This is a genomic window from Dorea sp. D27 (assembly GCF_001185345.1).
GTDB lineage: Bacteria > Bacillota > Clostridia > Lachnospirales > Lachnospiraceae > Extibacter.
Genome location: NZ_KQ236748.1, coordinates 1 through 24,607 on the forward strand (window position 1 = coordinate 1; position 24,607 = coordinate 24,607).

Annotated in this window: 22 protein-coding genes and 1 rRNA gene; 2 read left to right on the plus strand and 21 right to left on the minus strand. The window is 46.2% G+C overall.

All coding sequences use genetic code 11. From position 1 onward, the window contains the following. The 13 genes from HMPREF0980_RS17450 to HMPREF0980_RS17510 form a co-directional block, all read right to left on the minus strand. Positions 1–191: ribosomal RNA gene (locus HMPREF0980_RS17450) — 16S ribosomal RNA — on the minus strand; the annotation flags it as partial. A 524-nt stretch (positions 192–715) separates the two neighbouring features. Continuing rightward, a complete protein-coding gene (locus HMPREF0980_RS17455; RefSeq protein ID WP_049730358.1) occupies positions 716–1,633 on the minus strand; it encodes a CvpA family protein in 918 nt (305 codons plus the stop codon). A 9-nt stretch (positions 1,634–1,642) separates the two neighbouring features. After that, positions 1,643–2,896, minus strand: coding sequence for a DUF5711 family protein (locus tag HMPREF0980_RS17460; RefSeq protein ID WP_049730359.1), 1,254 nt, complete (start codon positions 2,894–2,896; stop codon positions 1,643–1,645). Between the two features lie 51 nt (positions 2,897–2,947). Then, a complete protein-coding gene (locus HMPREF0980_RS17465; RefSeq protein WP_049730360.1) occupies positions 2,948–4,036 on the minus strand; it encodes a LysM peptidoglycan-binding domain-containing protein in 1,089 nt (362 codons plus the stop codon). A gap of 114 nt (positions 4,037–4,150) precedes the next feature. Next, positions 4,151–4,645, minus strand: coding sequence for an HD domain-containing protein (locus HMPREF0980_RS17470; protein ID WP_049730361.1), 495 nt, complete (start codon positions 4,643–4,645; stop codon positions 4,151–4,153). A gap of 173 nt (positions 4,646–4,818) precedes the next feature. Then, positions 4,819–5,757, minus strand: coding sequence for a transketolase family protein (locus HMPREF0980_RS17475; protein WP_049730362.1), 939 nt, complete (start codon positions 5,755–5,757; stop codon positions 4,819–4,821). Continuing rightward, the gene (locus HMPREF0980_RS17480) at positions 5,745–6,581 is read right to left on the minus strand and encodes a transketolase (protein WP_049730363.1); all 837 of its coding nucleotides are present in this window, start codon (positions 6,579–6,581) and stop codon (positions 5,745–5,747) included. The genes HMPREF0980_RS17475 and HMPREF0980_RS17480 overlap by 13 nt, the downstream gene beginning before the upstream one ends. Positions 6,582–6,605: 24 nt before the next feature. Then, positions 6,606–7,259, minus strand: coding sequence for a fructose-6-phosphate aldolase (fsa, locus tag HMPREF0980_RS17485; protein ID WP_049730364.1), 654 nt, complete (start codon positions 7,257–7,259; stop codon positions 6,606–6,608). 268 nt (positions 7,260–7,527) lie between these two features. Beyond that, complete coding sequence (locus tag HMPREF0980_RS17490) at positions 7,528–8,625, minus strand: LacI family DNA-binding transcriptional regulator (protein ID WP_049730365.1); 1,098 nt, start codon at positions 8,623–8,625, stop codon at positions 7,528–7,530. A 93-nt stretch (positions 8,626–8,718) separates the two neighbouring features. Beyond that, on the minus strand, positions 8,719–9,315 hold the full coding sequence (gene recR, locus HMPREF0980_RS17495) for a recombination mediator RecR (protein ID WP_049730366.1): 597 nt from the start codon (positions 9,313–9,315) through the stop codon (positions 8,719–8,721). 14 nt (positions 9,316–9,329) lie between these two features. Beyond that, positions 9,330–9,674: a YbaB/EbfC family nucleoid-associated protein gene (locus tag HMPREF0980_RS17500; RefSeq protein WP_049730367.1), complete on the minus strand. Its 345-nt coding sequence runs from the start codon at positions 9,672–9,674 to the stop codon at positions 9,330–9,332. Positions 9,675–9,711: 37 nt separating this feature from the next. Next, positions 9,712–11,286 (minus strand): DNA polymerase III subunit gamma/tau, encoded by a 1,575-nt coding sequence (gene dnaX / locus HMPREF0980_RS17505; protein ID WP_049730368.1) that lies wholly within the window; start codon positions 11,284–11,286, stop codon positions 9,712–9,714. 35 nt (positions 11,287–11,321) lie between these two features. Continuing rightward, positions 11,322–12,398 carry a 6-phosphofructokinase gene (locus tag HMPREF0980_RS17510; protein ID WP_049730369.1) on the minus strand — a complete coding sequence of 359 codons (1,077 nt, stop codon included), beginning with the start codon at positions 12,396–12,398 and terminating at the stop codon, positions 11,322–11,324. A gap of 196 nt (positions 12,399–12,594) precedes the next feature. On the opposite strand from HMPREF0980_RS17510, the gene map reads away from it, so the two are divergent. After that, positions 12,595–13,404, plus strand: a complete 810-nt coding sequence (gene map / locus HMPREF0980_RS17515) for a type I methionyl aminopeptidase (RefSeq protein ID WP_049730370.1) — start codon at positions 12,595–12,597, stop codon at positions 13,402–13,404. A gap of 2 nt (positions 13,405–13,406) precedes the next feature. Here map and HMPREF0980_RS17520 read toward each other — a convergent pair whose 3' ends face one another. The 6 genes from HMPREF0980_RS17520 to HMPREF0980_RS17540 form a co-directional block, all read right to left on the minus strand. Beyond that, on the minus strand, positions 13,407–13,964 hold the full coding sequence (locus HMPREF0980_RS17520) for a DUF3795 domain-containing protein (protein WP_049730371.1): 558 nt from the start codon (positions 13,962–13,964) through the stop codon (positions 13,407–13,409). Between the two features lie 99 nt (positions 13,965–14,063). Continuing rightward, a complete protein-coding gene (locus tag HMPREF0980_RS17525; protein ID WP_049730372.1) occupies positions 14,064–17,189 on the minus strand; it encodes a type 2 lanthipeptide synthetase LanM family protein in 3,126 nt (1,041 codons plus the stop codon). A 79-nt stretch (positions 17,190–17,268) separates the two neighbouring features. After that, the gene (locus HMPREF0980_RS19040) at positions 17,269–17,421 is read right to left on the minus strand and encodes a hypothetical protein (protein WP_157039379.1); all 153 of its coding nucleotides are present in this window, start codon (positions 17,419–17,421) and stop codon (positions 17,269–17,271) included. A gap of 26 nt (positions 17,422–17,447) precedes the next feature. Then, complete coding sequence (locus HMPREF0980_RS17530) at positions 17,448–18,752, minus strand: sensor histidine kinase (protein WP_049730373.1); 1,305 nt, start codon at positions 18,750–18,752, stop codon at positions 17,448–17,450. Further along, complete coding sequence (locus HMPREF0980_RS17535; RefSeq protein ID WP_049730374.1) at positions 18,749–19,474, minus strand: LytR/AlgR family response regulator transcription factor; 726 nt, start codon at positions 19,472–19,474, stop codon at positions 18,749–18,751. The genes HMPREF0980_RS17530 and HMPREF0980_RS17535 overlap by 4 nt, the downstream gene beginning before the upstream one ends. Before the next feature lie 12 nt (positions 19,475–19,486). Further along, positions 19,487–20,044, minus strand: a complete 558-nt coding sequence (locus tag HMPREF0980_RS17540; RefSeq protein WP_049730375.1) for a hypothetical protein — start codon at positions 20,042–20,044, stop codon at positions 19,487–19,489. Between the two features lie 121 nt (positions 20,045–20,165). Between HMPREF0980_RS17540 and HMPREF0980_RS17545 the strand changes: the two genes are divergently transcribed. After that, the gene (locus HMPREF0980_RS17545) at positions 20,166–20,501 is read left to right on the plus strand and encodes a helix-turn-helix domain-containing protein (protein ID WP_049730376.1); all 336 of its coding nucleotides are present in this window, start codon (positions 20,166–20,168) and stop codon (positions 20,499–20,501) included. 128 nt (positions 20,502–20,629) lie between these two features. Here HMPREF0980_RS17545 and HMPREF0980_RS17550 read toward each other — a convergent pair whose 3' ends face one another. After that, positions 20,630–22,678, minus strand: a complete 2,049-nt coding sequence (locus HMPREF0980_RS17550; protein ID WP_049730377.1) for a glycoside hydrolase family 13 protein — start codon at positions 22,676–22,678, stop codon at positions 20,630–20,632. A 74-nt stretch (positions 22,679–22,752) separates the two neighbouring features. Continuing rightward, a complete protein-coding gene (gene ftsH, locus HMPREF0980_RS17555) occupies positions 22,753–24,600 on the minus strand; it encodes an ATP-dependent zinc metalloprotease FtsH (protein WP_049730378.1) in 1,848 nt (615 codons plus the stop codon). Positions 24,601–24,607: the final 7 nt, after the last annotated feature.

A 24,607-nucleotide genomic window follows, 5' to 3' on the forward strand; every position in this document is an offset into this window, starting at 1 on the left:
CGGTATTAGCAGCCATTTCTAGCTGTTATCCCCCTGTGTGAGGCAGGTTGCCCACGCGTTACTCACCCGTCCGCCGCTCAGTCACAATGCTCTTCATTCCGAAGAAATCTGAACAGAGCGCTTCGCTCGACTTGCATGTGTTAAGCACGCCGCCAGCGTTCATCCTGAGCCAGGATCAAACTCTCGTCTTATGCCTGTAGGCTTGGATGTGGTATTCCACACATCTTAGCCGGCTGGCGCTTCACAGTCCTTAGTGAGGTTCTCACCGGACTTAGAGCTGTGAAGGCTCCTTTTCAGGCCGTAGACGCTCCGCAGCCATTAGCGAGGTATTCCCGGGCTTAGTACTGTGGAGCTTCCTTCGTTCAATCGCGGTCAGGATTAACTGCTCGCTAATCCTATCCCGTTATTACTGTTTTTAGGTTGACATCTCTTTCGATGTCCGTTCTGAATTTTTCTCTTTTCAAGAAATTTTCAGGGTCGTTGTCTATTGTTTAATTATCAAGGTTCTCTGTTGTATCGCTGCATGTCAGCGACAACTTTTATAAGATACCATATGTTGGAATGTTTTGTCAATACTTTTTTGATATCTTTTTTTATTTTTCCAGCGGCTTTACCGGCTCCCACCAGCTTGTCCCGCTCAAAAATCCACCACGTCCCCGCGGTGGATTTTAATAATATCACCTTTTATTTTTAATGTCAAGGGATTTCATACTATTTATTTTAAAATCGTGGCGAGCTTCATTATCGGATTGAAGTCGTAAAGCGCTTTCAACAGGCTGTTGCTTTCAATCATGTCAAACATCTGCTTGCCAATATCAGTCGTATAGAGCAATGTTATGATGATAAACAAGGTCCATACTATTATGAGGGCACCTGCCACTCCTACCGCCCCTCCGGCCAGTCTGTTTACAACCCCGAGTACAGGCAGCTCCGAGACAATATCAAGGGCGAATACGATTGCCCTTATCACTATCGTAACTAATATAAAAGTACATAGAAATGCGATGATGTTAATGATAAGCTTTGCCAGGAAATGTCCGACGTACTGGGCAAATGTCTCCACTCCAAGCTCTTTGTATACGTCGCTGTTATTATTCGTTGTAAGCATGTCTTTAAACAGGCCCGGGAGATCGGCTTTATCTATCGCGGCCACCTGTACGTCCCTCGGTATATCCGCATTATTTATTGCATCCTCCACCTCTTTTTTCTTCTCTCCTCCAAGCCCGTCCAGCAATTCACCGGATATTCCATATTTCTCCAAATCCGAACTTTTAATCTTTCCATCTACAATATCCTGGACCGTAACTCCATACTGGGACAGCATGTCCTCCGTCACACCTGCTGCATTTAATGCCTTCCTGACATCCTCCTGCGTCAGCCCTTCCGTATCGCCTTCCGCTACCTGTGATGCCGCGGCGCCTGCCATCGTGCTGATTACCTGCTCCTCAATCATCTCATCAAGGGGCGTATACTTGGTGATTCCCTGAGCCACATAAGGCGTGGCAAAATAAACGAGCAGCAAAGTCAGAAGGGTTGCAGCCAGGGATACTGCTATCTTAATCGCTCCCCTGCAGATACCCACTACAATACAGATTAAAAATATAACTCCAGTCGCTATTAATATCCAGTTCATGTCTTCTCCTTATTTTACAAGCCGGACTACTTCCATTCCGTCTGCATTCATCACGATGTATTTATTTACTCCTGCTATCGGGAACATTTCCAGTATGTTCGATTTCATCTCACCGTTAAACTTTCTGACACCGGTTCTTAAGAAGATAGTGCATTTCTTGCCATCATACATGATAACCTGGCTTCCGCTCAGCTTTGCCTGGCTGTAATCACCCGTAAAGTCTTTGGTCATCACCTGACGGCCGCTAGTGTTATAAAGTCGAAGCTCGTATCCTTCTTTTCCTTCATTTTTCAGAACCATGCCTATATATTTCTCACTGTGGAACACGCTTTTAATTTCTTTTTCAATCTTGACGGCCACCTGTTCTTCCGGTTCATCCAGTCCTTTATATACGACGAGTCTGTCATCGCCCACAGCCGCGGAAGTCTCTCCCTTCATGAAAAAAGCCGACGGAAATATAGTCCCTTCATACTCTTTGGACGCCACCTGATGGTCCGCCTTCTCCTCCCCTGCCTCGCCAAAATTATAATATACAACCTTCGAGGTAATCTTTCCATCCTGTGTATACAGATAGGATACAAGCATAACCTCACCGTTTTCAGATAAGGCCACGTCTACCGGATAGCCTGAACCTGACAATGACGCTTTTATCTCAACAAGCACATTTCCGGCAGTATCGTAACATATTACTTTTGGTGAAGACTCATTTTTTAATATTGCACTGACAACTCCTTGTCCTGACACGGATATCTTTTCTATCGGCAGTGTCGTGTGGATCTCTCCTTTCAGCCCGCCTTTATGGAATATCATGATGCTGTTCCCGCCTTTGTCCGCAAGAGCGGCCGAATCCCCGCATACATCTACAGATGGATTCTTAATCTGATACGGCTGGTTCCACTCTTCCTCCCCTTTTTGGTTCAGATATGCCACCCCGTCCCGGCTATACTTGAGGACTCCGCCTGCAAATTCTTCATAACTGTTATTGCCCGCGCCTTTGATAGCATAGGTGTCGCTTACTCTGGCTTTTGTGTACGTCTGGAGATGTATGAGGAGGTAAATGCCGGCAGCCGCAGCCACAACAGCCGATACAGCTATTATGATACGGCGTCTGAACCTGGCTTTATGCTGCTTGATCTGCTCCTCCATATTTTCTACCGGGGTGTCCTCGCTGTTCAATTCCGTCATTATCTGGTCAATGATTGCATCTGTCGGATCTCCAGATTCACTTACTACACGCAAGTTCTTATTTCTTCTGTGAAACATCTGTATCTCCTTCTGTATTGTCATTTGTGTTCAGTATACCATATTTTACTTCTATGGTAATAGCAATTTTTGCCCGATGAATATAAGGTTGCCGTCGGAAAGGCCGTTCATCTTGCAGATTGCTTCCACATGGGAAGTATTTCCATACAGCTTTACACTGATGCTGTCCAGAGTATCTCCCTTCTGGACTACGTAATAGTCATCATCGCCAAGCTGCTCCTGAATAGTAGAAGTTTCCGGAACCGTACCTCCGGAAACTTCTTTATCTTCTGCGTCTGCATCCTCAGCTTCCGCCCCGTCTGCAGTAGTATTTTTATCAGAGTCCTCTCCCTCGTTTTCATTGACGGTGCCTGTCTTGCTCTCCGGCTTGTTCACTGACTGTGACAGCGACTCGAGAGAGGTCTGGACCGCTTCCATTTTATCGAAGTTATTAACGGTTGAGATACCAATCGCCAGTACTACTACAACAAGCAGTACGCTCGTAGCGTAAGTGAATTTGGAACTTCCTTTTTGCTCTTTATATTCCATCTTCTCCCTTACTGCACTACGAAAATCCTTTGCAGCTCGATCCTCAACCACTTCACTGGGTGTAACGCCGATCTTTTTACGTGTATTTATCATATAATTCTGCATGGAAGGATTCTTTTCATAATAGATGTAGTGTCCTCCCATCTGCATGAGCTCATGATATTTATATGCATAATATATCTCATCCGCCTCAAGGGCATCTTTCCAGATGAATATGCTGTTCGCTTTAGAAAAAGAGGCTTCATGTACTTTCTTGACCCCGCTGTTCAGCCCCATGGGGTGTCCGGTTTCAATGAGGCACCAGCCCACCAGCTCTTTGGAGGGGAAGTATTCCTGCTTGTCCTCCTCCAGCTGTTTCCATGTCTCTTCTTCTATGGCAATCTCTGTCCCCTTTACTTCCAGTTCTTTCATCTGTATCGCACCTGATATGTAGACCACATCCTGGTCCTCCAGAGACTGTATCTCTCCGACAAGAGCAGCCCCTATGGCTGTCTCTGCCGCTTTCTCACGCAGTTGGCTCAAATAGGTGTCTACATAGTCTTCTACATATATCTTAGGCTCATCGCTGACGTTCCCTATCTGCCTTACATTCTTGGGAAATTGTTTCTCCATATACTCTCACCTCATCTGCATATTTTTGCTTATGATAGCATATGGATTGTGCGCATTTTATCATATGATGGGACTTGTCCTATTAAATTTCCGGCATGTTACTGGCATTTCTTTTTATTTTCGACGGCTTGTTTCACAGGCGCCGCAATACTTGTCTGTAATGGTCGTAACCCATCCTTCTTTTGTTCTCGGAAAGCGGAAAAAAGTCACTGGCCACATATGGTTCAAGATGATATCTTTCTCTACCTTATTTAACTTATACAGCCTTGAAGCATTCTTATACGACACATCCGGATGTGTCAGTCCATGGAATTTATCCCCGGTTCTTGCCGCATGGGTATGCCAGTCGTATAGAAACAAGTCATGAAGCATGCCTGCACGGGCTGCTGACCTGGCGTCCAGGTGCAGGAAGCGGCACCACTGGTAGTTATAGTACGCGACGTTCATACAATGCTGATAGCAGTTGGTGCTCCCGTGGTGAGGATAGAGCTTCATCCGCAGGACGACAGGATGTCTCGCCACGTCTTTTATGCAATCGTAAAACTCCTCTTTCCATCCACGGCGGAGCGTATATAATTTTTCAACTATTTCTTTCCTTATGTTTCGCATATCGACTCTTTCTATCGCTTTTCATATAGATTCAGGTACAAAGTCTGCCCAGACGTTTGCTTTCTATATTCTACCTTTTCTGCCGTGTCTTTGCAATACCTCAATACAGTATAAAGGGCATGGCAGTATGTTATCTCTGCCATGCCCTTTCTACTTCTGCTTCATTATCTGCTTTAACAAAATGCTTTTACTTTCTCATAGATGCTGTCAGCGTCCAGGCCGTATTTCTTAACCAGCTCTACGGCGGGGCCTGATTCACCGTAAGTATCATTGATACCAATTTTCATAACCTTGGCCGGTGCCTTTTCTGCCACTACGTTGCATACCGCGCTTCCAAGGCCTCCAATAACAGAGTGTTCTTCCACTGTTACAATCTTTCCTGTCTCTTTTGCAGCCTCGGCAATCAGTTCCTCGTCCAGAGGCTTGATTGTATGAATGTTGATAACCTTCGCTTCTATTCCATCTGCAGCCAGCTTCTCAGCTGCCTCAAGGCAGTTGGACACAGGAAGTCCCGTAGCGACGATTGTCACGTCTTTGCCCTCTCGAAGAACGACGCCCTTGCCAAGTTCAAATTTATAGTCCGGCTTGTCATTGATAACCGGTACTGCAAGTCTACCGAATCTGAGGTATACCGGCCCCACGTGTTCATAAGCCGCTTCTACGGCAGCCTTAGCCTCTACATCGTCTGACGGATTGATGACTACCATTCCCGGAATCGTTCGCATGAGCGCGATGTCTTCGTTGCACTGGTGCGTCGCACCATCTTCTCCAACGGAGATTCCAGCGTGGGTAGCGCCAATCTTGACATTTAGCTTCGGATAGCCTACAGAGTTTCTTACCTGCTCAAATGCCCGCCCAGCGGCAAACATGGCAAAGGAACTTGCAAAAGGTACTTTCCCTGTGGTGGCGATTCCCGCCGCCACTCCAATCATGTTGCACTCAGCGATACCGCAGTCGATATGACGCTCAGGGAATGCTTTCTTGAATGTACCTGTCTTAGTGGCCGCCGCAAGGTCAGCGTCAAGTACGACTACATCTTCATGTTTATTTCCCAGCTCAACTAAAGCATTACCGTAGCTTTCTCTCGTTGCAATCTTCTTTACTTCTGACATAATGCTTCACCTACCTTCTCTAAATCTGCCATAGCTGTTGCATACTGCTCATCATTTGGAGCTGCTCCGTGCCATGACGCCTGGTTCTCCATAAAGGATACATCTTTTCCTTTAATTGTCTTGGCGATGATGGCCGTCGGCTGCCCTTTGGTCGCTTTCGCCTCTTTAAATGCCGCGTCAATCTCATCAAAGTCATGGCCATTGATGTTGATTACGTGGAAATTGAACGCTTCAAACTTCTTATCAATCGGATATGGAGAATTGACTTCATCAATTGCCCCGTCTATCTGGAGATTGTTGTTATCCACGATTACTACGAGATTGTCGAGCTTTCTGTGGGCTGCAAGCATTGCCGCCTCCCATACCTGCCCTTCCTGTATCTCTCCGTCGCCAAGCAGCGTATACACTCTGTAGCTGTCCCCGGAAAGCTTTGCTGAGAGTGCCATGCCAACCGCCGCAGATACACCCTGTCCAAGAGAGCCTGAGGACATGTCCACGCCAGGTATGTGCTTCATATCAGGATGTCCCTGTAGATAAGAACCTACTTTACGTAAAGTCTTAAGGTCCTCTACCGGGAAGAATCCTCTCTGGGCGAGTGTTGAATAGTATCCTGGTGCCGTGTGCCCCTTGGAAAGTACAAAGCGGTCTCTGTCCGCTTTCTTCGGTTCTTTCGGGTCTATGTTCATCTCTTCAAAATAGAGATATGTGTAGATGTCTGCTGCTGATAATGATCCGCCCGGATGTCCGGATTTGGCACTGTGTGTTGCCGTAACTACACCTTTACGGATTTCATTAGCAGTCTTCATTAATTCTAATTTATTCATGAAAATTGCCTCCTGCTTCTTAATTTATTCTCCAAATACTGCTCTGTAGTCTGCCTGGAATTTCTCAATACCGGCATCGGTCAGTGGGTGCTTCGTCATCTGTTCGATTACTTTATACGGTACAGTCGCGATATCGGCACCTGCAAGCGCGCAGTCTGTTACGTGAATCGGATTGCGGACGCTTGCCGCGATAATTTCAGTCTCGATTCCTGATACTGCGAAGATTTCTGCTATCTCGCTGATCAAATCCACGCCTCTTACGTTGATGTCGTCCAGGCGTCCAAGGAACGGAGATACATATGTCGCGCCTGCCCTGGCTGCCAGAAGTGCCTGGTTTGAATTAAAGACTAAGGTCACATTTGTCTTGATGCCTTCGGAAGAAAGAACTTTACAAGCTTTTAAGCCTTCTACTGTCATAGGAATTTTTACTACCATGTTCGGATGTATCTTTGCAATCTCGCGTCCTTCTGCAATCATGCCCTCTGCGTCAACTGTCGTTGCTTTTACTTCTCCGCTGATAGCACCGTCAACGATGGATGCAATCTCAGCGATAACCTCTTCAAATACTCTTCCTTCCTTTGCAATGAGCGAAGGATTTGTAGTAACCCCGCAGATTACTCCCATGTCATTTGCTTTTTTAATGTCTTCTACATTAGCTGTGTCGATGAAAAATTTCATTCTTTTTTCCTCCTTTAAATATATAATTCCTACACATGTTCGTTACATTTTGCCACATGGTAAAATTATAGCCTATGTGGGGAATGTAGGTCAATAGCCTTAAAATATTATTAGTAATTTATATAATTAATAACTTTATATTATTAATTTGGTTTTTGTGATTTATTAATCAATGCCTTTATTGTTCTGGCATATTTGGCGCTTTTTCGCTTCTCTTGTAATATGTCTGCACTCCATTATTACTAATAATTTTTCTGTTTACATTAATTTATTTTTTCTTGCGCCTTCGTACATAAGATGTCGTGCCTCGTACGATAAGCTTAGGTTCATATTCTACATGGTAAGTGCTGATTGGCTCGATCTCAGAATATTTGGAGTTGTGGGACGAGATTTTTTTCATGATTATGTCACAGGCATCCCGCCCTTTAAAAATGACAAAGTGTTCAATCGTGGTCAGCGCAACCTTATGCATACGGGCAAAAAGCGTGTTGTCACAGCCCATTACCGATATATCCCCCGGTACTTTTATCTTAGCTTCCTGAAGTGCGTCCAGTATCCCAAACGCAATCATATCATTTAATCCGACTATGGCAGTAATCTCTTTTGTCTCACCCAACAGCTCTTTTGTCAAGTCATAGCCAATCTTATACTCTGAATCGATGTGGGCTATATCCAGGTCAAGCTCTTCCTTCGCCGCCTTTATAATGACATTGTCTCTCATTCCGGCCTCGGCAAATTCTTTCAGGAATCCCTCTACGCGCTTGGAACGCTGCTTCTGCCTGACCGTCAGTGGCGGCGCGATATAAGCCACATTTCTGTGCCCAAGTTCCAGGAGATGGCGTGCCATCATCCGGCCCAGTTTTGAATTGTCCAGTTCAACGGCATCGACATTCAGTTTCTCATTCTGATTATTGATGATAGCGACCGGAATATGCACAGACAGCTCCTCCACCAGCTCCATAAAGCATTCGCTCGGATTGCACGTGTAGATGATTCCAAGCGGCCGCAGCTCCCACATCATCTTCAGGTAACGCTCTTCCATGCGCAGATCTCTCTGCGTGTTGCATACGAACAGGCCGAATCCCTGCTCTTTGGCACGGGATTCAATCCCCTGCAGGAGCATGACATAATATGGGTTCGTTAAATTAGAGCAGAATACGACAAGAAGCCTTTCCTTCCTGCTCCCCTTGCGGCTCTTCCTCCCCGGGGGGACATATCCGAGCGCTTCCGCTGCTTCCTCAACCTTCCGGACCGTTTCCTTAGAAAAAGATACATTATACTTTTTATTCAACACCATAGATACCGTCGACTGGGATACCCCCGCCGCTTTGGCAATATCCGTAGATGTAACCTTCTTTTTTCCCATACCAGTTCTCCACCAGGGACACCCTTTTTTTAATTGGGGACGGAGTTTTTTTAAATTTCCTCCGTCCCCAATTACGTTTTGCCCTGTCCCTTTTTAGATTTCGGTTCTTCCTTCCAAGGCTCTCAGCAGGGTTACTTCGTCGATGTATTCCAGATCGCCTCCAACCGGTACTCCGCTTGCAATTCGGCTCACTTTGATGCCAGTCGGCTTGATAAGCTTGCTGATGTACATAGCGGTAGTCTCGCCTTCCAGGCTTGAATTGGTGGCGATTATCACTTCGTCTATGTCGCCCCGCAAGCGTTCCATCAGTTCTTTCAGCTTAATATCCTCCGGTCCGATTCCGAGCATCGGAGAGATGGCTCCGTGCAGCACGTGGTATACGCCTTCGTATTTGCCGGTCTTTTCATAGGCAGCCAGGTCTCTTGTCGTCTCTACGACCATAATCATCTTGTGGTCTCTTCCGTCATTCCTGCAGATTGGACAGAGTTCCTGGTCGGTCAGCGTATAGCATTCCGAACAGTATCTCACATTCTCCCGTGCCTCCACCATAGTATCTGCCAGCCTTTTCACTTCTTCCACAGGCATATGTATCAAGTGAAAAGCCAGCCTTGACGCTGACTTTGTACCTATGCCCGGCAGACATGACAGTTCTTCAATTAATTTGCTTATCTGGTTGCTGTAGTAATCCATTATCTGCGCTCCTGCTAGAACATGCCCGGCATCTGTCCGCCCGTAAGTTTGGACATAGCTGATGCAGATACTTCTTCCACCTGGCCGATTGCTTCGTTCACTGCTGCCACAATCAGATCCTCCAGCATCTCGATGTCATCGGGATCTACGACCTCTTCATCCAGCTTCACCTTCAGAACCTGCCTTGTACCGGATACGGTTACTTCTACAGCACCACCTCCGGCCGAAGCCGTAAATTCCTTCGTCTCCATTTCCTTCGCCTGCTCTTCCATCTGGCGCTGCATCTTCTGTGCCTGCTTCATAAGATTTGCCATATTGCCAGGCATTCCTCCACCCGGAAATCCTCCTCGTTTTGCCATAATAAAATGTCCTCCTGTTTTCCTGTCTTTTTTAATATTATTCGTCTTCCACGGTTATATCCATGTGAATCAGATTTTCTATATCCACAAAGCTGTCCTCAAACCGGCGGCCTGTTTCAACGTGCCGGACTTCCAGCACTACCTTTTTCCCAATCCTGTCTTCAATCAGCTGCTCCACTTCCGCTTTGTGTGCTTCAGTCCCAACGACGCCGGCACTCACCTCATCCGGAAGGACAATCAGAAGCCGGTTCCCTTCACCCGCGCTCAATCTGGCCTTCTTCAGATAATTGCGAAGCATCGGAGACACGTCATTCGCTATCCCGCGGAAATCTTGTGCCACTGCTTTTACGTCTTCATTTAAAGCAGCCGGCACCTGTGGCTTCTGCTTTTGAACCCGCGTTGCACCCTCATCTGCATTAACATATACTACCTTTTCTTTCACTTCCGACGGCGGGATTCCCTGTTCCAGCTGCTTTTCAATCGCCCGGATCCGGTCAAGCAGCGTATCCGGGTTCGGCTCCATAGCCGGCTTACACAGCTTTATCATCGTGACCTCCAGAAGTACCCTTTTCTGCGTCGCGAACTTGAGCTGGTTTGTAAGGTCTGAGAAGATTCTAATATAGCGGATTAACGTGTCGTTGTCAATCATCTGCGCCTCTTCCTTAAGCTGCGCCAGGTTCTCCGTGGAAACATCCAGGACGTCTTCCATATTGTCGGAGCCTTTTACGAGCAGAAGATTCCTCAGATACCATGTGAAATCTGCGGCAAGCTGAGACAGCTCCCTTCCCTGCATGACGAGCTCGTCCACGGTCTCGATTACCTGATGTACATCCATGCCGAGCAGCTCCCTGAGCAGCCGGCTGAACACTTCCGTGTCAACTGCACCAAGCACTTCAAGTACATGGTCGTATGTCAGCCTTTCTCCGATATAAAATGCTGCACACTGGTCGAGCAGGCTGAGGGCGTCCCTCATAGAACCGTCCGCCATCTTAGCTATATAGCGCACGGCCTTGTCTTCCACATCCCACTGCTCTTTTTCTATCAGCTCTTGTAGCCGGCCCGCTATCGTCTCGATAGATATCCGCTTAAAATCATAGCGCTGGCATCTGCTCAGTATGGTTATCGGTATCTTATGGGCCTCTGTTGTCGCCAGGATAAAGATTACATATTCCGGCGGTTCTTCCAGCGTCTTAAGCAACGCATTAAATGCCCCGATGGAGAGCATGTGTACCTCATCTATGATATATACTTTAAATCGGCCTTCTGTCGGCCTGTATGCCACTTCTTCCCTTATCTCACGGATATTATCAACGCCATTGTTGGAAGCGGCGTCAATCTCTATCACATTCATGGAAGTGCCGGCGGCAATGGAACGGCACATCGGACATTCGCCGCATGGGCTCCCGTCTGCCGGATGCTCACAGTTTACCGCCTTGGCAAATATTTTCGCGACTGTAGTCTTACCTGTCCCTCTTGTTCCACAGAACAAGTAGGCATGCCCGATACGGTCCGCCTTTATCTGGTTCTTCAGCGTCTTGACAATCGCGTCCTGCCCCTTGACGTCTTCAAATTCATCCGGACGAAACTTCCGGTATAATGCCATGTATGACATCTTATCTACACTCCTGACTGTTTTCTCATCGTTGTCTATGCATCCCCAAAGCTGATACCCGTAAGCTTCGCTTCTTTAATAATATCGGCCGCTGGAGATACGTATTTTAATCTACCCGCAACTTCAGCCAGCGGGACACGGACAATCTCATTGTTCCTTACTGCCACCATGTTGCCAAAGTCTCCGTCAATGATGGCTTCTGCAGCTGCCGCGCCAAGCCTCGTCGCCAGTACACGGTCGTAAGCGCAGGGGGAACCTCCCCTTTGGGTGTGCCCGGGCACCGTGATGCGAACCTCCTGATCGGTCTTTTTCTGTATCTTCTCAGATATTTCATATGCCACAGAAGGGTACGAATTCTGGGCCTGTTTCGCCTTCAGCTCTTTTTTAGAAAGCTTTGCATCTTCCTTTGATATGGCACCTTCCGCCACGGCAATAATCGTAAACCTCTTTCCGGCATTCTTCCTCTTGTTGATTGCATCGACCACCACATCAATGTCATATGGAATCTCCGGCAGCAGAATGATATCGGCACCGCCGGCAATGCCCGCGTGAAGCGTAACCCATCCTACTTTGTGCCCCATGACCTCGATAATAAATACTCTGCTGTGCGAGGTTGCCGTCGTGTGGATCCGGTCAATGGTGTCCGTAGCGATATCGACAGCGCTCTGGAAACCGAACGTCATATCCGTTCCCCAGAGGTCATTGTCAATCGTCTTGGGGAGCGTCATCACGTTAAGGCCTTCTTCCCGAAGCATGTTGGCCGTCTTATGCGTGCCATTCCCTCCAAGCACGACAAGACAGTTCAGGTTCAGCTTGTGATAAGTGTGCTTCATTGCCTCCACCTTATCAAGCCCGTCCTCATCCGGAACACGCATCATCTTGAACGGCTGCCTGGATGTTCCGAGAATCGTGCCGCCCAAAGTCAGTATCCCCGAAAAATCTCTGGATGTCAGCATCTTAAAATTAGAATATATCAGACCTTTATAACCTTCCTGGAATCCATAGATTTCAACATCCTGTATCTTAGAGCAGATTCCCTTGACCACCCCGCGCATGGCGGCATTCAATGCCTGGCAGTCCCCACCGCTTGTAAGCATTCCTATTCGAAACATATACTCACTCCTTTCGTGCATACTTATAGATATTATAACCCATTTCTGCGGTTGGGGACACCCTGAATTTGATCGGGGACGGAGGTTTTTTAAAAAACCTCCGTCCCCGATCAAATTCAGGGTGTCCCCAACCGCATATAAAGTGCTATAATATAGCATATTGTATATTATGATTAAACAGAAAGCAGGGTAAATTATGGATAAACTAGATATTAAGCTCTGGTCTCTTGCCGCCAAGGGTCAGATTGTACCGGACCGCTCTCTTTTGAAGACTCCCGCTCAGATTGAGGCCATCAAAAAAAGCGCCGCCTTGAACACGGCAGTGCTTGACCATGTTGCAGCGCACATCCATGAAGGCATGAGCACAGCGGAGATTGACCGGCTTGTATACGACTATACGACAGAACACGGCGGGATACCGGCTCCGTTGCATTACCAGGGATTCCCAAAGAGCGTGTGCACTTCTGTCAATGATGTCGTATGCCACGGCATCCCGGATGAGAACGAGATTCTTAAAAATGGTGATATTATTAATGTAGATGTATCCACGATATTGAATGGCTATTATTCCGATGCGTCCAGAATGTTTTCCATAGGCAGCATATCGGAACGAGCTGCTAAGATTCTGCACGTTACCGAAGAGTGTGTCGAGCTTGGTCTTAAAGAGGCAAAGCCATGGGCGCATCTTGGAGATATCGCCTACGCGATCAACACCCACGCGCGTGGAAATGGTTATTCGGTTGTGGAAGATATCGGAGGACATGGAATCGGGCTGGAATTCCATGAAGATCCATATGTCAGCTACGTCACGCCAAGGGGCAGCGAGATGGTGCTCGTACCCGGGATGATGTTTACAATCGAACCTATGATAAACGAAGGCAGCCCTGACTTCCACGTTGACGAAGCCAACGGCTGGACTGTATATACGATAGACGGCGGGTTATCCGCCCAGATTGAATATATGGTTCTAATTACCGAAAAAGGTGCAGAGGTTTTAACCCGGTAAAATTATTTTTTACCGGGTTTTCTAATCAACCTGATCTCAATGCCCTGTCCTTCCGCATAATCTTTGAAAAGTTTAACGATACACGCCGCTTTTTCTTTTAGCGTAAATCCTTCTGCCCCCGTCAGCGTCTCGGCCTTCTCCACAATTTCCCTGATGTCCCGCAGTTCCATAAGGTTTACCGCCACACAGAAAAAATTCTTGTGCCGGCCGTCGTTATAATTCTCCAGGAGGTATTGCAGCAGCCGCACTTTCTCCTCCTGCTCAGCCACATAGAAGTCCATCCCCTTTTCCTTCGCCTTCAGCAGATCCTTTCTTCTGTTCCGGTGCGTAATGAAGGAATCGAATTCATCGATAGCTTCATATTTTTCACACGGATAATCTCCACATTCATAACAATAGCGCACCGTGTCACGCGACATGCTGCACTTAGCTATCTTGCAGGACTGGTTGCCCTCTCCTCCTCCGCAGCCAGGGCAGTGCCCGCCAAGACGCATCGGGCAAAGCCCGCAGTTTAGCCCGCACAGCGACAGCAACAAATTATCTCTTGTAAAATCCTTCATAAGTGGGTACCCTCCAGTCAACGTAATGATTTCATCCATTATAACACTATCTGGCAGGACAAAAAAAGGTGATTTTATATAAGTATTTTTTCGCACGTTCTAAACTTCCAGGCAAAGAACATCAGCCAGACCCTCATCATAAATGGCGAGCAGGGCATAACCCATTCCCGCGTATCCGCTCATCAGTCCAGGGTTGTACCTTTCCTGTGGCAGAAGATGGGACGCGCTTCCCTTCATCTTTGCATATACATACGAAACATTTTTCCATCTATGCAGATCTGCCATCTCGTTTTTTGCATATTTACAATATTCCCGGAGCATGAGCAGGTTCCCCATGCTTCCATGGCAGAGGCACATGCCCTCTCTCACACACTTTTCTATGAGCTTATCAGACGCCCGCTTAATATCTGGTTCCATGATATCCCTAAGAGCCCCTGCAGTCCTTTTAGACGCCATGATTCTGGACAGGAGGATTCCCCCCGCCCCGTGGCACCACGCGACCGTATCCGCCTTCTGCCTGTCTGCACCTTCCTTCGCCCTGAAATCCGTCCAGTTCTTAAGATTAGAGTCATAGCAGGCATTCTCGTAGATGAGCGCCTGCCTGGTGGCATCCAGGTACTCTTTTTTACCACTCGAATCATAAAGGGCCGCTAGCGCAGTCATAATTCCTGCATTCCCGTGAGACATTCCGAGCAGCGCGGCTTCTGACAGCCCATTTTTCCAGCACAGCCCATCGCCGGTCTTTACCGCAGAATCCAGCAGACGGCCCGCAGCCTCTTCAGCCGCCATAATCCAGGGCTCCTCTCCCGTACATTCATAGAGAAGGAGCAATGCATGAACCGCCCCGGCCAGTCCATCGAGGAGGTCAAAGTCCCTATCTTTCCGGGCGCATCTAGCAACTATCTCCCCGTGCCTTCTGGCATATTCAAGATACTCCTCTTTCCCTGCAGCCTGATAAAGATACAGATAGCCATACACAATAGATGATTCGCCATTATAAATTCCGGTCGCAAGCTCATCCGCCCCCGATTTCCACAGATGATCCGTATAGGCAAATAATTGGCGGTCCAGATGCAGAGCCGCACTGCCAAACTTCTCCTCACCCGTATACTTAAAGAGCAGATGAAAATATACTGCTATTCCCATTATACCGCTGTAGAGATACATATCTGCCGGCTGGATCATCCAGCTTAAACTTCCATCTGTAGTCACACAGGCCATGTACCATCCTTTATCATCATCGCCTAAATCTACAGCCCCCGTGAGAAGCCGCTCCCCAATAGAGGCCGCCAACTCCAGCAGCTTCTCTTTTCCGGCTGAATCAAACTCCTCGATACAGCTGCTGTACTCCTCGGCATCTCCATTCATAAGCTCATTTTCCACATGGCTTTGAAGTACTATGGTCATCTCAATAAGCTCGAGCTGATTCGACATATCCGAATCATTTAAGCCGTCAATCTTTTCAAGTAACATGTCATAAGAGGTTTTATGAAAATATCCTTCCAGCCGTTTTCCGTCTGCATGATACAGATTCTTCTCCGATGATATGAAATAAAAGAAGGGTATATCATGCTTAAGAAGGTCTCTTACCTCCCACTCCACAATGCGCCTGTCCCGGTCACTTTCTATATTCCTGCCATACCACATCGTGTACAGATATATCTGGCGCCTCGCGCCGTCCGTCATCAAAGCAGGATGATAGGAACTGTTCTGGCACATGGCATAACGCTGCGTATCCGCAAGCAAATACCTGCTTTCCACATGCTTCAGCGGCCGTGCCCATTCAGCCAGCTCCTCTCGGTTATGGACGGCCCACGCATAAGCCGCCCGGAAGCCGGTAGTTATATATGCAAGATAGCTTTCAGGTCCTGACACGGTTCCCGGAAGCACAGGCGTATTATCATCAGAGTCGAGCACCGGATGCACATATTGAATCTGTATGTCAGAGGTTCTGCCATTCACAACCCGGGGCACCTTAAAGGGCATCCTGCTGCCACCTTTTCCCCCGATTCCGCTCACATTGACATTTCCCCCTTCCTGTATCCATTTGCAGCTTGGGAGCACTCCAGAATACAACACAGAGGTGTGAAGGAACATCTGTACCTTATCGATGATACCGGATACCTCAAACGTCTCAGGTGCGCACATTATGTTCTCCAAATCGACAAGTACAGGATACTCGCCATGGGCAATTATATTTTCGCTATGGATATCATTCGTCCCGAGCAGGTAAAATGCAAAAATACACACGCCCATCCGCCGGTAGTATCTTTCCATCTCCTCCTGACAGGTACACTCTTTCCGTTCTATGCACTCGCTGAATCCCCATCCTGCTCCTTCGACACGCCTCATCCGGTACATATCAACTCCGCAGTTTTCACCAAGAGACTGCAGAAGTTCCTGAAACACCTTTTCATTTTCCAGACTGTGGGGTTTATATATGACGGTCCTCCCATTGTCCAGGCTGATTCTCAGGACACTTTTCCCACCCCTGTGGGAATCGGCTATGTCTCCCTCTATGCCAGTAATATGTGTAAATGGCTCTCCACCGCAAATACGTTCCGCAACATCATCCGCCGCTTCCCTGAGATGGTTAACAGCCTCCGCGTACAGTTCTGCCGACATTGCGACCGCTTCTTCCACGCCTCTGGCCAGTACCGGATACTTTCTGCTGAGACTGCACCTCCACTCCTCGTCAATCACTTCCTCTACAAAATATACATATTCTTGGGAGGCATCCCCTCCCCCAAGCTCTCCTTCTGCTTTACTCCGGCGAATCTCATGAATCAAAGTTCGGATGCAGATTTTCTGCAGCTTGGTGAGCAGCGAAAGTAAATATTGTTCATACACTCTTGGGGTACAGATATCATCACGGATGATAAGCTCTTTCAGTCTTGAAACTCCCGCTGCCAGATACGGTATATAAAATTGTATAAAGTTCTCATCCTTATATTTCACAACAAATAAGGCAGTTTCCTCAGGCAACGCACCCATATCAATGCCGGACTTCACACAAATCTCCCCATGGCTGCCTGACAAAACCTCATAATCCCGCCCTGACAAATATGAACGTATCTGCGGGATGTTGGCATATAACTCCTGAAAGAACTCCTCTCCCAATGTTCTTTTCCAGAACCTCAGTTCCTCTATGTTAATCTTAGACTCGGTACATTCCATATCCTGGTAGCTTCGCTCCCACAGATAAGTTTCTCTTTTATCTCTCATAAGCACCTCTTGTACATTAGATATATTAATATAATTTTTGTTTAAGAAAAGGTAAGAGCATTAAGCTCTTACCTTCTTCTTAATTACAGCAAATAATTGTGCAGAACTGAGAACAAGCCAATGTCCACGTTGAATACGGTACGCCAACTTCTTCATTAACAAGTGTTTGCACTTCTTCAAACTCCTGCAACAAATCACCGGCTAATTCCATATTTTTTTCTTCTCTCATCATCTTTTAGCCTCCTCCCTATAATAAATTTATAATCCATTCTCAAAGAATGTAATTACTACTGTAAATATATCTTCAGTATGACTACAGTGCACTTCTCCATCATACTTTTCCACTAATGACTTTACAGATTGTAAGCCAAGTCCGTGTATTGCTTTATTATGTTTCTCTGTTACATACCTTCCATCCTTCATCATTATTTGCTTTTCAATGCTATTTTTTATTTTAATTATCATAACTTGCTTTTTCTTCTTAATTGCAACATGTATCCATTTCTCTTTATTTTCAATTTTATCACACGCTTCAATGGCATTATCTAAAAGATTAAAGAAAATAATTCCTAAATCATTTTCGTCTATTTGCTGACAAAGCCTTGAATCGATATCAGCCCAAAAACGTACACCTTTTTGGTTTGCTTCATATCCTTTAAGATTTAGAACTAAATTTAACACTTGAGAATCACAAAAGGTGTAATTGCTTAGCTCTTCTAACGGCGTCACAATGTTTTCCAAGTATTGTTGTGCCTTATCGTATTCATTATGCTCCATGTAGTTCTTAAGTAATATCATATGATTTTTAAAATCATGATAAACATAACGGCTATTTTCATATAAACCATAAAAATTATCATAGTTTTTCTCAAGTAATTCATTTTTCATTTGAATCATTTGAGCTTGAGATTTTAAATAAATACTTTTTAATTCAATAGCCATTAAAGTTAATAAAATCACCAAACAAGTAATTACAAAAAAACTATCTCCCAGACTATTAGCACCACCACGGTCTAATAGTGTAGTCAAAAGCCACCACCACCAAATTCCACCAACTGTGCCCAGGCCAAACAATGCTCCTCTATAGCTATCAATATCAAACTTTAGTTTATTTGCATAACATTGTAAAATATAACAACTTGTAATCATTATTATTCTTGAGATAACATAAATAATAATTCTTCCGAAGCTGGCACTATAATATATTTTATTCCAATAACCATCTCCAAGAATGCTTATCGCAAAAAACGATAAAGCTAAATCTAAAAGGGAAGTTAACAATAGGTAGTCAAGAATAAACATAAAACTAAGCAAAGCCTTTTTTCTGGTATAGGCATAAATCAGCCCCCAAATCATAGCAACCCCAGCTAATAGCACTAAAAAAGATGCAAATGTTATTGTTCGGTTCCAAACTACAAAACAAGATATAATAAAAGTGCATATTATTATGTACCACCGGTGCCTCCCTACGACCTCCCCATGGTAGATCAGCTTATCACAGGCCCAGAAGCAAACGCCGATTTCTGCCAGCGCCAGGAAGAACTGCAGTATTTCCACTATCATATATGCTCTCCCCAATATTGGTTGATCCGCTGTTTTACGGACTTGACGTTGGCCCTGCTTATTTCCATAATATCGCCATTGTCCATATGGACTTCATTTCTAATTATCTTGTCTATCCGCTCTATATTTACAATACTGCCCCGTTCTATCTGTATAAAAGACGAACCTTCCAGCTCCTTAAGCACCTTTTCCAAAGTTGACCTTTTCTTGTGGATACCGTTGTCTGTAACGATGGCCGTATTCTTTCCTTCTTTGTACATGCGGATTATCTTCGGATGGTCTATCTTTTCATATCTGATATTGTTATGTATTACGAGAAACTGGTCTGTCTTGTTCTTCAGATTATTCTGAATCTTTTCAAGAACATACGGAAGCGTTGTCTTCATTTTGCCTTTCAGTATATACTGGTAAGCCTGAATACTCAGGTCATAACTGTATATGGCAAATTCCGGATGTGACGTTAGGAATACGATATACGCATTCTCTTGTACTTTCCTTATATATTTAGCCAGCTCTATGCCATTCACTCCCGGCATCTCAACATCCAGCAGATACAGGTCATACTGCCTGTTTTCTTCCAGTTCATATCTCAGCATTATGGGCTTCGTAAAGCACTTGACATTGTCAGCCTGCTCCTGACTTTTGCCCACTTTATCCAGCACAATCGTGTGCACCAGTTCCACGATTTCCGGATTGTCATCAACAATAGCTACTCTTATCATAACGTATCTCTCTTATCTTTTTATCGTAAAATAACGGTTCCGGCGCATATCCCAGAACTGGGAACGTCCATCCCGTATGGTCAGGCGGTACTTGTCCTTAGGTACTACATTCTTATTGCTGTCCAGCATTTTTCCGCTGTAGTAATAATACATTCCGTCTTTTCCATTATTTACCTTCTCTATTATATCATCTATTACCTCATGAATCGACATCGAATGTATATGAGGATTCCATCTGCCGATCATGCTCCTGACCTGGCTCTTATTGGCCTTTATGACGGGGCAGTCATCGTACAGCCGGATGAGCAGATCCTCTTTCTTCATATCCAGCGCATTTATGACGCGGTCAAATAAGCGCCTGTTATCTTCATAGTCGTTACCCTGTTCCAGATACACCTGCATATGCGCCAGCGACTGGCGCACATATCGTTTGTCACCGCTGACCAGATATTTTTCATAGAGCCAGCCAATGCTGTCTATGAGCACTTCGCCTGTCTCAAGCCCTTCCTTCTCCAGATTCATTACGGCCAGCCGGATAGTTTCTGCGTACTCATTCGTGTGTTTAATCATTCACTCCGTCTCCGTCTTATATGTCCGTTTTTTTGCATATTAGTAAATATATATGCATATTAGTTATTTCATATTTTTATAAAATATTGTTACACTAATCCCAAAAGCGAAAGGAGCCATCATGGAAGAAAAAATCGGATTAAGAGTAAAGCAGGCCAGATTGGATGCCGGACTTACTCAGGAAGAACTGGCTGAAAAAGCAAACTTGTCTTCTAGTTTTATCAGCCGTCTGGAAAATGGAAAGATTCTTCCCAGTGTAAAGAAACTTCATATGCTGGCCGATATATTAGACGTCGGGCTGGAAGATCTGCTCCGCGATTTTTTTCGTCAATCAGGCGGGCCTTCGGATACGCTTACAGAACAAATCTTTTTTCATGTAGATATGATGACTGTTCCTGAAAAACAATATCTATTGGCATACGTCGAATTATTTCGCAACTTTATAGAAAAAAGATAACATGTTTTAAGGAAGCATATGTAAACTTGTCTTTAAATAGTATGGTTTTGTCCTTAAACAGGAGAATATAGAGCGAATAAAAAAACAGGCACATATGCCTGTTTTTTTGTTCTTGTATTCTATGTCCCCTATCTTTCTTCCACAATCGTCTCAAGCACAAGGGCGGAATGTGCCCCCATATTGACGACAAGTTCACCGTCAACAACAAGATACTCTTCGTACTCTGTCGTATACCCTTTGGAGTAGGAGTAGATGAGCCTCTTCATCCGGCATTTGGCCGGTACTTCAGCCCTCCAGACTGGTACGGTCACTTCTGTGAGCTCACTTCTATTATTGACAATTACGATAATCTGCTCTTCCCTGAGGAAACGGCTATAAGCCAGGACATTTTCAGCCCATGTCAGCATGCTCAGCGAGCCCGTCCTCAGTGCTTTGTGCTCTTTGTGTATACGAATCACTTCCTTATGGAAAGACAGCATCTCCTTATCTTCGTTTCCCCATGGATACGTACGCCTGTTGTCAGGATCTGTGAATCCGCACACTCCGGCCTCATCCCCGTAATATACGGTCGGCGCCCCAATCCAGGTCATCTGGATTACGACCGCCTCACGCATGACTGCAGTATTGACATACGCTTCCGCCGCCTGCGGACCCAGCCTCTCTACACGGCCAACCATATGGTTCGTCCTTGTCAGAAATCTGGAATGGTCGTGGTTGGACAGCTCATTCATAGCCACCTGGAGAGATGGCGTCAGCATATTAGACATGTGGTGTGAGATAGAGCCGACAAAGTTATCCGCATTTCCCGACAGCTCTTCCCGTGCTTCGTCACTGTGCTTTTCCATACCTGTCAGGAACCACGTGACCGGTTCCATGAACGCGTCATAGTTCATGACCGTATCCCACTCGTCACCTCTGAGCCACTCGCTTGGATCGCCATAGTGCTCCGCAAGTATAAGCGCATCGGGATTGGCATCTTTTACCGCTTCCCGGAACTTCTTCCAGAACTGATGGTTATATTCATTGCTGCGCCCCAGATCTGCAGCTACGTCCAGACGCCAGCCGTCCACATTGTACGGGGGCGAAACCCACTTACGTCCGATATATAAAATGTAATTTTCCAGTTTTACAGAATCTTCATAGTTCAGCTTCGGCAGGGTATCGTGTCCCCACCACCCATCGTAATTATGATTGTATGGCCAGTTTTCCGGCTCCTCTTTGTAAAATCTAAAATAGCTCCTGTATGGACTGTCCGGAGATACGTACGCCCCTTTGGCATAACCGTCATGACTTTCATATATTCTTTCCCTGTCCATCCATTTATTGAATGAACCGCAATGGTTAAACACCCCGTCCAGTATAATCTTCATTCCCCGCCTGTGAAGTTCTTCCACCAGCTGTATGAACAGCTGGTTGCTGGCTTCCAGATTCCTGCGGTCTGTCGTGCGCTTCTGGTACTTGCTCGCCTTAGAGTTGTCAGTCACACCTTCGGACAGGACTTCTCCTCCGTCTTCCAATATCACTCCGTAGTGAGGGTCGATATAATCGTAATCCTGAATATCATACTTATGGTTCGACGGCGATACGAACAGCGGGTTAAAGTACAGTACCTCGACTCCAAGGTCCTGCAGGTAATCCAGCTTATCCATGACGCCTTTCAGGTCTCCCCCGTAAAATTCACGCACCCCCATCGTATCAGGATACTTGTTCCAGTCCGTGACCTTACGGCTGTAGCCTCCAATATAAAAATATTCGTTTGACTCTACGTCATTGGACTTATCCCCATTATAGAAGCGGTCGGTGTATATCTGATACATCACGGCTCCCTTGGCCCAATCCGGTGTAGAAAATCCCGGTGCTATAACAAAATCATAAAATTCAACAACCTCTTTTGACACACCACATCTGTTATAAAAACAGACTTCTTCACCAGAGCGGATTTCAAAGCAATAGTGGAAACGCTCCTCATTCAGCCGCCAGCTGATTGTGTAGTAGTCGAACCCGCCCCTGGTCTCATCTAGCTCCATTTCGTAACCACCGACCCTGGTTACGAGGCGGACACTGTCCACATCATCTTTGGCTGTCCGGAACCGGAGCGTCACCCTCTTATTTTCCGCCGGTTCGGGCGGACTGACGTAGCTCGCAGTTCCATCACAAAACAAAGCTTGTTCCTTCATGCAACTCAATTCCTCTCTATATTATATATCATACTTATTGAACATTATTAGTCCAATAAGTATATATTTTTTCTTTAAGCTTCAGACACCTCTCCTGTAAATAATGATTCAAATTCATCTCTTGATATTTTTTCTTTCTCCAGCAGCAATTCCGCACATGAATGCAGCACATCATCGTATTTCTTGATAATGCTTCTTGCCCTGCCGTAGCACTCGTCTATAATGCGCTTAACTTCCTGGTCGATAATCGTTGCAACGCTTTCTCCGTATCCTCTTGATGCATGTGCCAGATCGCGGCCGATAAATACTTCGTCACTGTCGTCATCGTAATTGACAAGACCGACCGTCTCGGACATGCCGAACTTCGTCACCATGGATTTCGCCAGGCTTGTTGCCTGTTTAATGTCCTGTGACGCTCCTGTCGTTATATCATCAAGAACCTCTTCCTCTGCGACCCGGCCTCCAAGCGCAACCGTTATGTCCTGAAGCATCTTTCCTCTTGTATTGAACATCTCATCATTTTCAGGGAGGGGCATCGTGTACCCTCCAGCTCCTCCGGTCGGTATGATGGATACGCTGTATACCGGCCCCACATCCGGCAGCACGTGGAACAGTATCGCATGGCCGGCTTCGTGGAACGCCGTAATCCGTTTTTCTTTTTCAGAAATGATGCGGCTTTTCTTTTCCGCACCGATACCTACTTTGACAAATGCTTTTCTAATATCTTCTTGCTTCAGATAGATACGGTTGTCTTTTGCCGCGATGATAGCAGACTCATTTAGAAGGTTTTCGAGATCTGCGCCGGTAAATCCCGCCGTCGTCTGGGCAATCTGCTTTAAATCGACTTCTTCGCTGAGCGGTTTGCCTTTTGCGTGCACTTTCAGTATATCTTCCCTTCCTTTGACGTCAGGGCGCCCTACCATGACCTTCCTGTCAAAACGTCCCGGCCGCAAGATGGCGGGATCCAGTATATCGACCCTGTTCGTCGCCGCCATTACGATGATACCCTCGTTCACGCCGAATCCGTCCATCTCTACAAGCAGCTGGTTCAGCGTCTGCTCCCTCTCGTCATGGCCGCCGCCCATACCGGTACCGCGCCGTCTGGCCACTGCATCAATCTCATCGATAAAGATGATGCAGGGTGCATTTTTCTTGGCTTCCTCAAACAGGTCACGGACACGGGACGCTCCGACACCGACGAACATTTCCACAAAGTCAGAGCCTGATATGGTGAAGAACGGCACGCCCGCCTCTCCGGCCACCGCTTTTGCGAGAAGCGTCTTACCTGTACCGGGAGGGCCTACGAGAAGCACGCCTTTGGGGATACGCGCTCCGACCTGGATATATTTTTTCGGAGATTTGAGGAAATCCACGATCTCCTCCAGCTCTTCTTTTTCTTCCTGAAGCCCCGCAACCTGGGCAAATGTTATCTTCTTATCTGTATCCGTGCTCAGCCTTGCACGGCTCTTCCCAAAGCTCATGGCCTTCGCATTGGCCCCGCCGCCCTGACGGTTCATCAGGAAGAATATAATCAATATGCCGCCAAACATGAGCAGCATAGGTACAATCGTAGTTGTCAGCCAGCTGTCCTGCGGCACATCCGGCATCTCATAGTCGATTCCTTTTTCCTTCAGGTAGCTCTGGATCTCATTGACATCTGACACATAGTAATATCTTACCTCGCTGTCAGAGCTCTTCTTGTCTTTCAGTTCTATCTCTACCCGGCCTGTAGGAACATTTTTATTTTGTGATACGACTACAGATTCTACGTTGTCTTTCACGATTACCTTCTGAAATTCCTTCCAGGTCAATTCTTTTTCTTTCTGGTCAAACTGATTGGTGAACCAAAGTGCCGCGAATAAGAACACGACAAAAATAAGCAAGGTTACACCACTCAGCCCTCTTCCTTTTTTCTCGTTCAATGTTTAA

Coding starts and splice junctions, on each gene's coding strand:
- HMPREF0980_RS17455 (WP_049730358.1), bottom strand. CDS start 1,633: ATGAACTGGATATTAATAGCGACTGGAGTTATATTTTTAATCTGTATT.
- HMPREF0980_RS17460 (WP_049730359.1), bottom strand. CDS start 2,896: ATGTTTCACAGAAGAAATAAGAACTTGCGTGTAGTAAGTGAATCTGGA.
- HMPREF0980_RS17465 (WP_049730360.1), bottom strand. CDS start 4,036: ATGGAGAAACAATTTCCCAAGAATGTAAGGCAGATAGGGAACGTCAGC.
- HMPREF0980_RS17470 (WP_049730361.1), bottom strand. CDS start 4,645: ATGCGAAACATAAGGAAAGAAATAGTTGAAAAATTATATACGCTCCGC.
- HMPREF0980_RS17475 (WP_049730362.1), bottom strand. CDS start 5,757: ATGTCAGAAGTAAAGAAGATTGCAACGAGAGAAAGCTACGGTAATGCT.
- HMPREF0980_RS17480 (WP_049730363.1), bottom strand. CDS start 6,581: ATGAATAAATTAGAATTAATGAAGACTGCTAATGAAATCCGTAAAGGT.
- fsa (WP_049730364.1), bottom strand. CDS start 7,259: ATGAAATTTTTCATCGACACAGCTAATGTAGAAGACATTAAAAAAGCA.
- HMPREF0980_RS17490 (WP_049730365.1), bottom strand. CDS start 8,625: ATGGGAAAAAAGAAGGTTACATCTACGGATATTGCCAAAGCGGCGGGG.
- recR (WP_049730366.1), bottom strand. CDS start 9,315: ATGGATTACTACAGCAACCAGATAAGCAAATTAATTGAAGAACTGTCA.
- HMPREF0980_RS17500 (WP_049730367.1), bottom strand. CDS start 9,674: ATGGCAAAACGAGGAGGATTTCCGGGTGGAGGAATGCCTGGCAATATG.
- dnaX (WP_049730368.1), bottom strand. CDS start 11,286: ATGTCATACATGGCATTATACCGGAAGTTTCGTCCGGATGAATTTGAA.
- HMPREF0980_RS17510 (WP_049730369.1), bottom strand. CDS start 12,398: ATGTTTCGAATAGGAATGCTTACAAGCGGTGGGGACTGCCAGGCATTG.
- map (WP_049730370.1), top strand. CDS start 12,595: ATGGATAAACTAGATATTAAGCTCTGGTCTCTTGCCGCCAAGGGTCAG.
- HMPREF0980_RS17520 (WP_049730371.1), bottom strand. CDS start 13,964: ATGAAGGATTTTACAAGAGATAATTTGTTGCTGTCGCTGTGCGGGCTA.
- HMPREF0980_RS17525 (WP_049730372.1), bottom strand. CDS start 17,189: ATGAGAGATAAAAGAGAAACTTATCTGTGGGAGCGAAGCTACCAGGAT.
- HMPREF0980_RS19040 (WP_157039379.1), bottom strand. CDS start 17,421: ATGATGAGAGAAGAAAAAAATATGGAATTAGCCGGTGATTTGTTGCAG.
- HMPREF0980_RS17530 (WP_049730373.1), bottom strand. CDS start 18,752: ATGATAGTGGAAATACTGCAGTTCTTCCTGGCGCTGGCAGAAATCGGC.
- HMPREF0980_RS17535 (WP_049730374.1), bottom strand. CDS start 19,474: ATGATAAGAGTAGCTATTGTTGATGACAATCCGGAAATCGTGGAACTG.
- HMPREF0980_RS17540 (WP_049730375.1), bottom strand. CDS start 20,044: ATGATTAAACACACGAATGAGTACGCAGAAACTATCCGGCTGGCCGTA.
- HMPREF0980_RS17545 (WP_049730376.1), top strand. CDS start 20,166: ATGGAAGAAAAAATCGGATTAAGAGTAAAGCAGGCCAGATTGGATGCC.
- HMPREF0980_RS17550 (WP_049730377.1), bottom strand. CDS start 22,678: ATGAAGGAACAAGCTTTGTTTTGTGATGGAACTGCGAGCTACGTCAGT.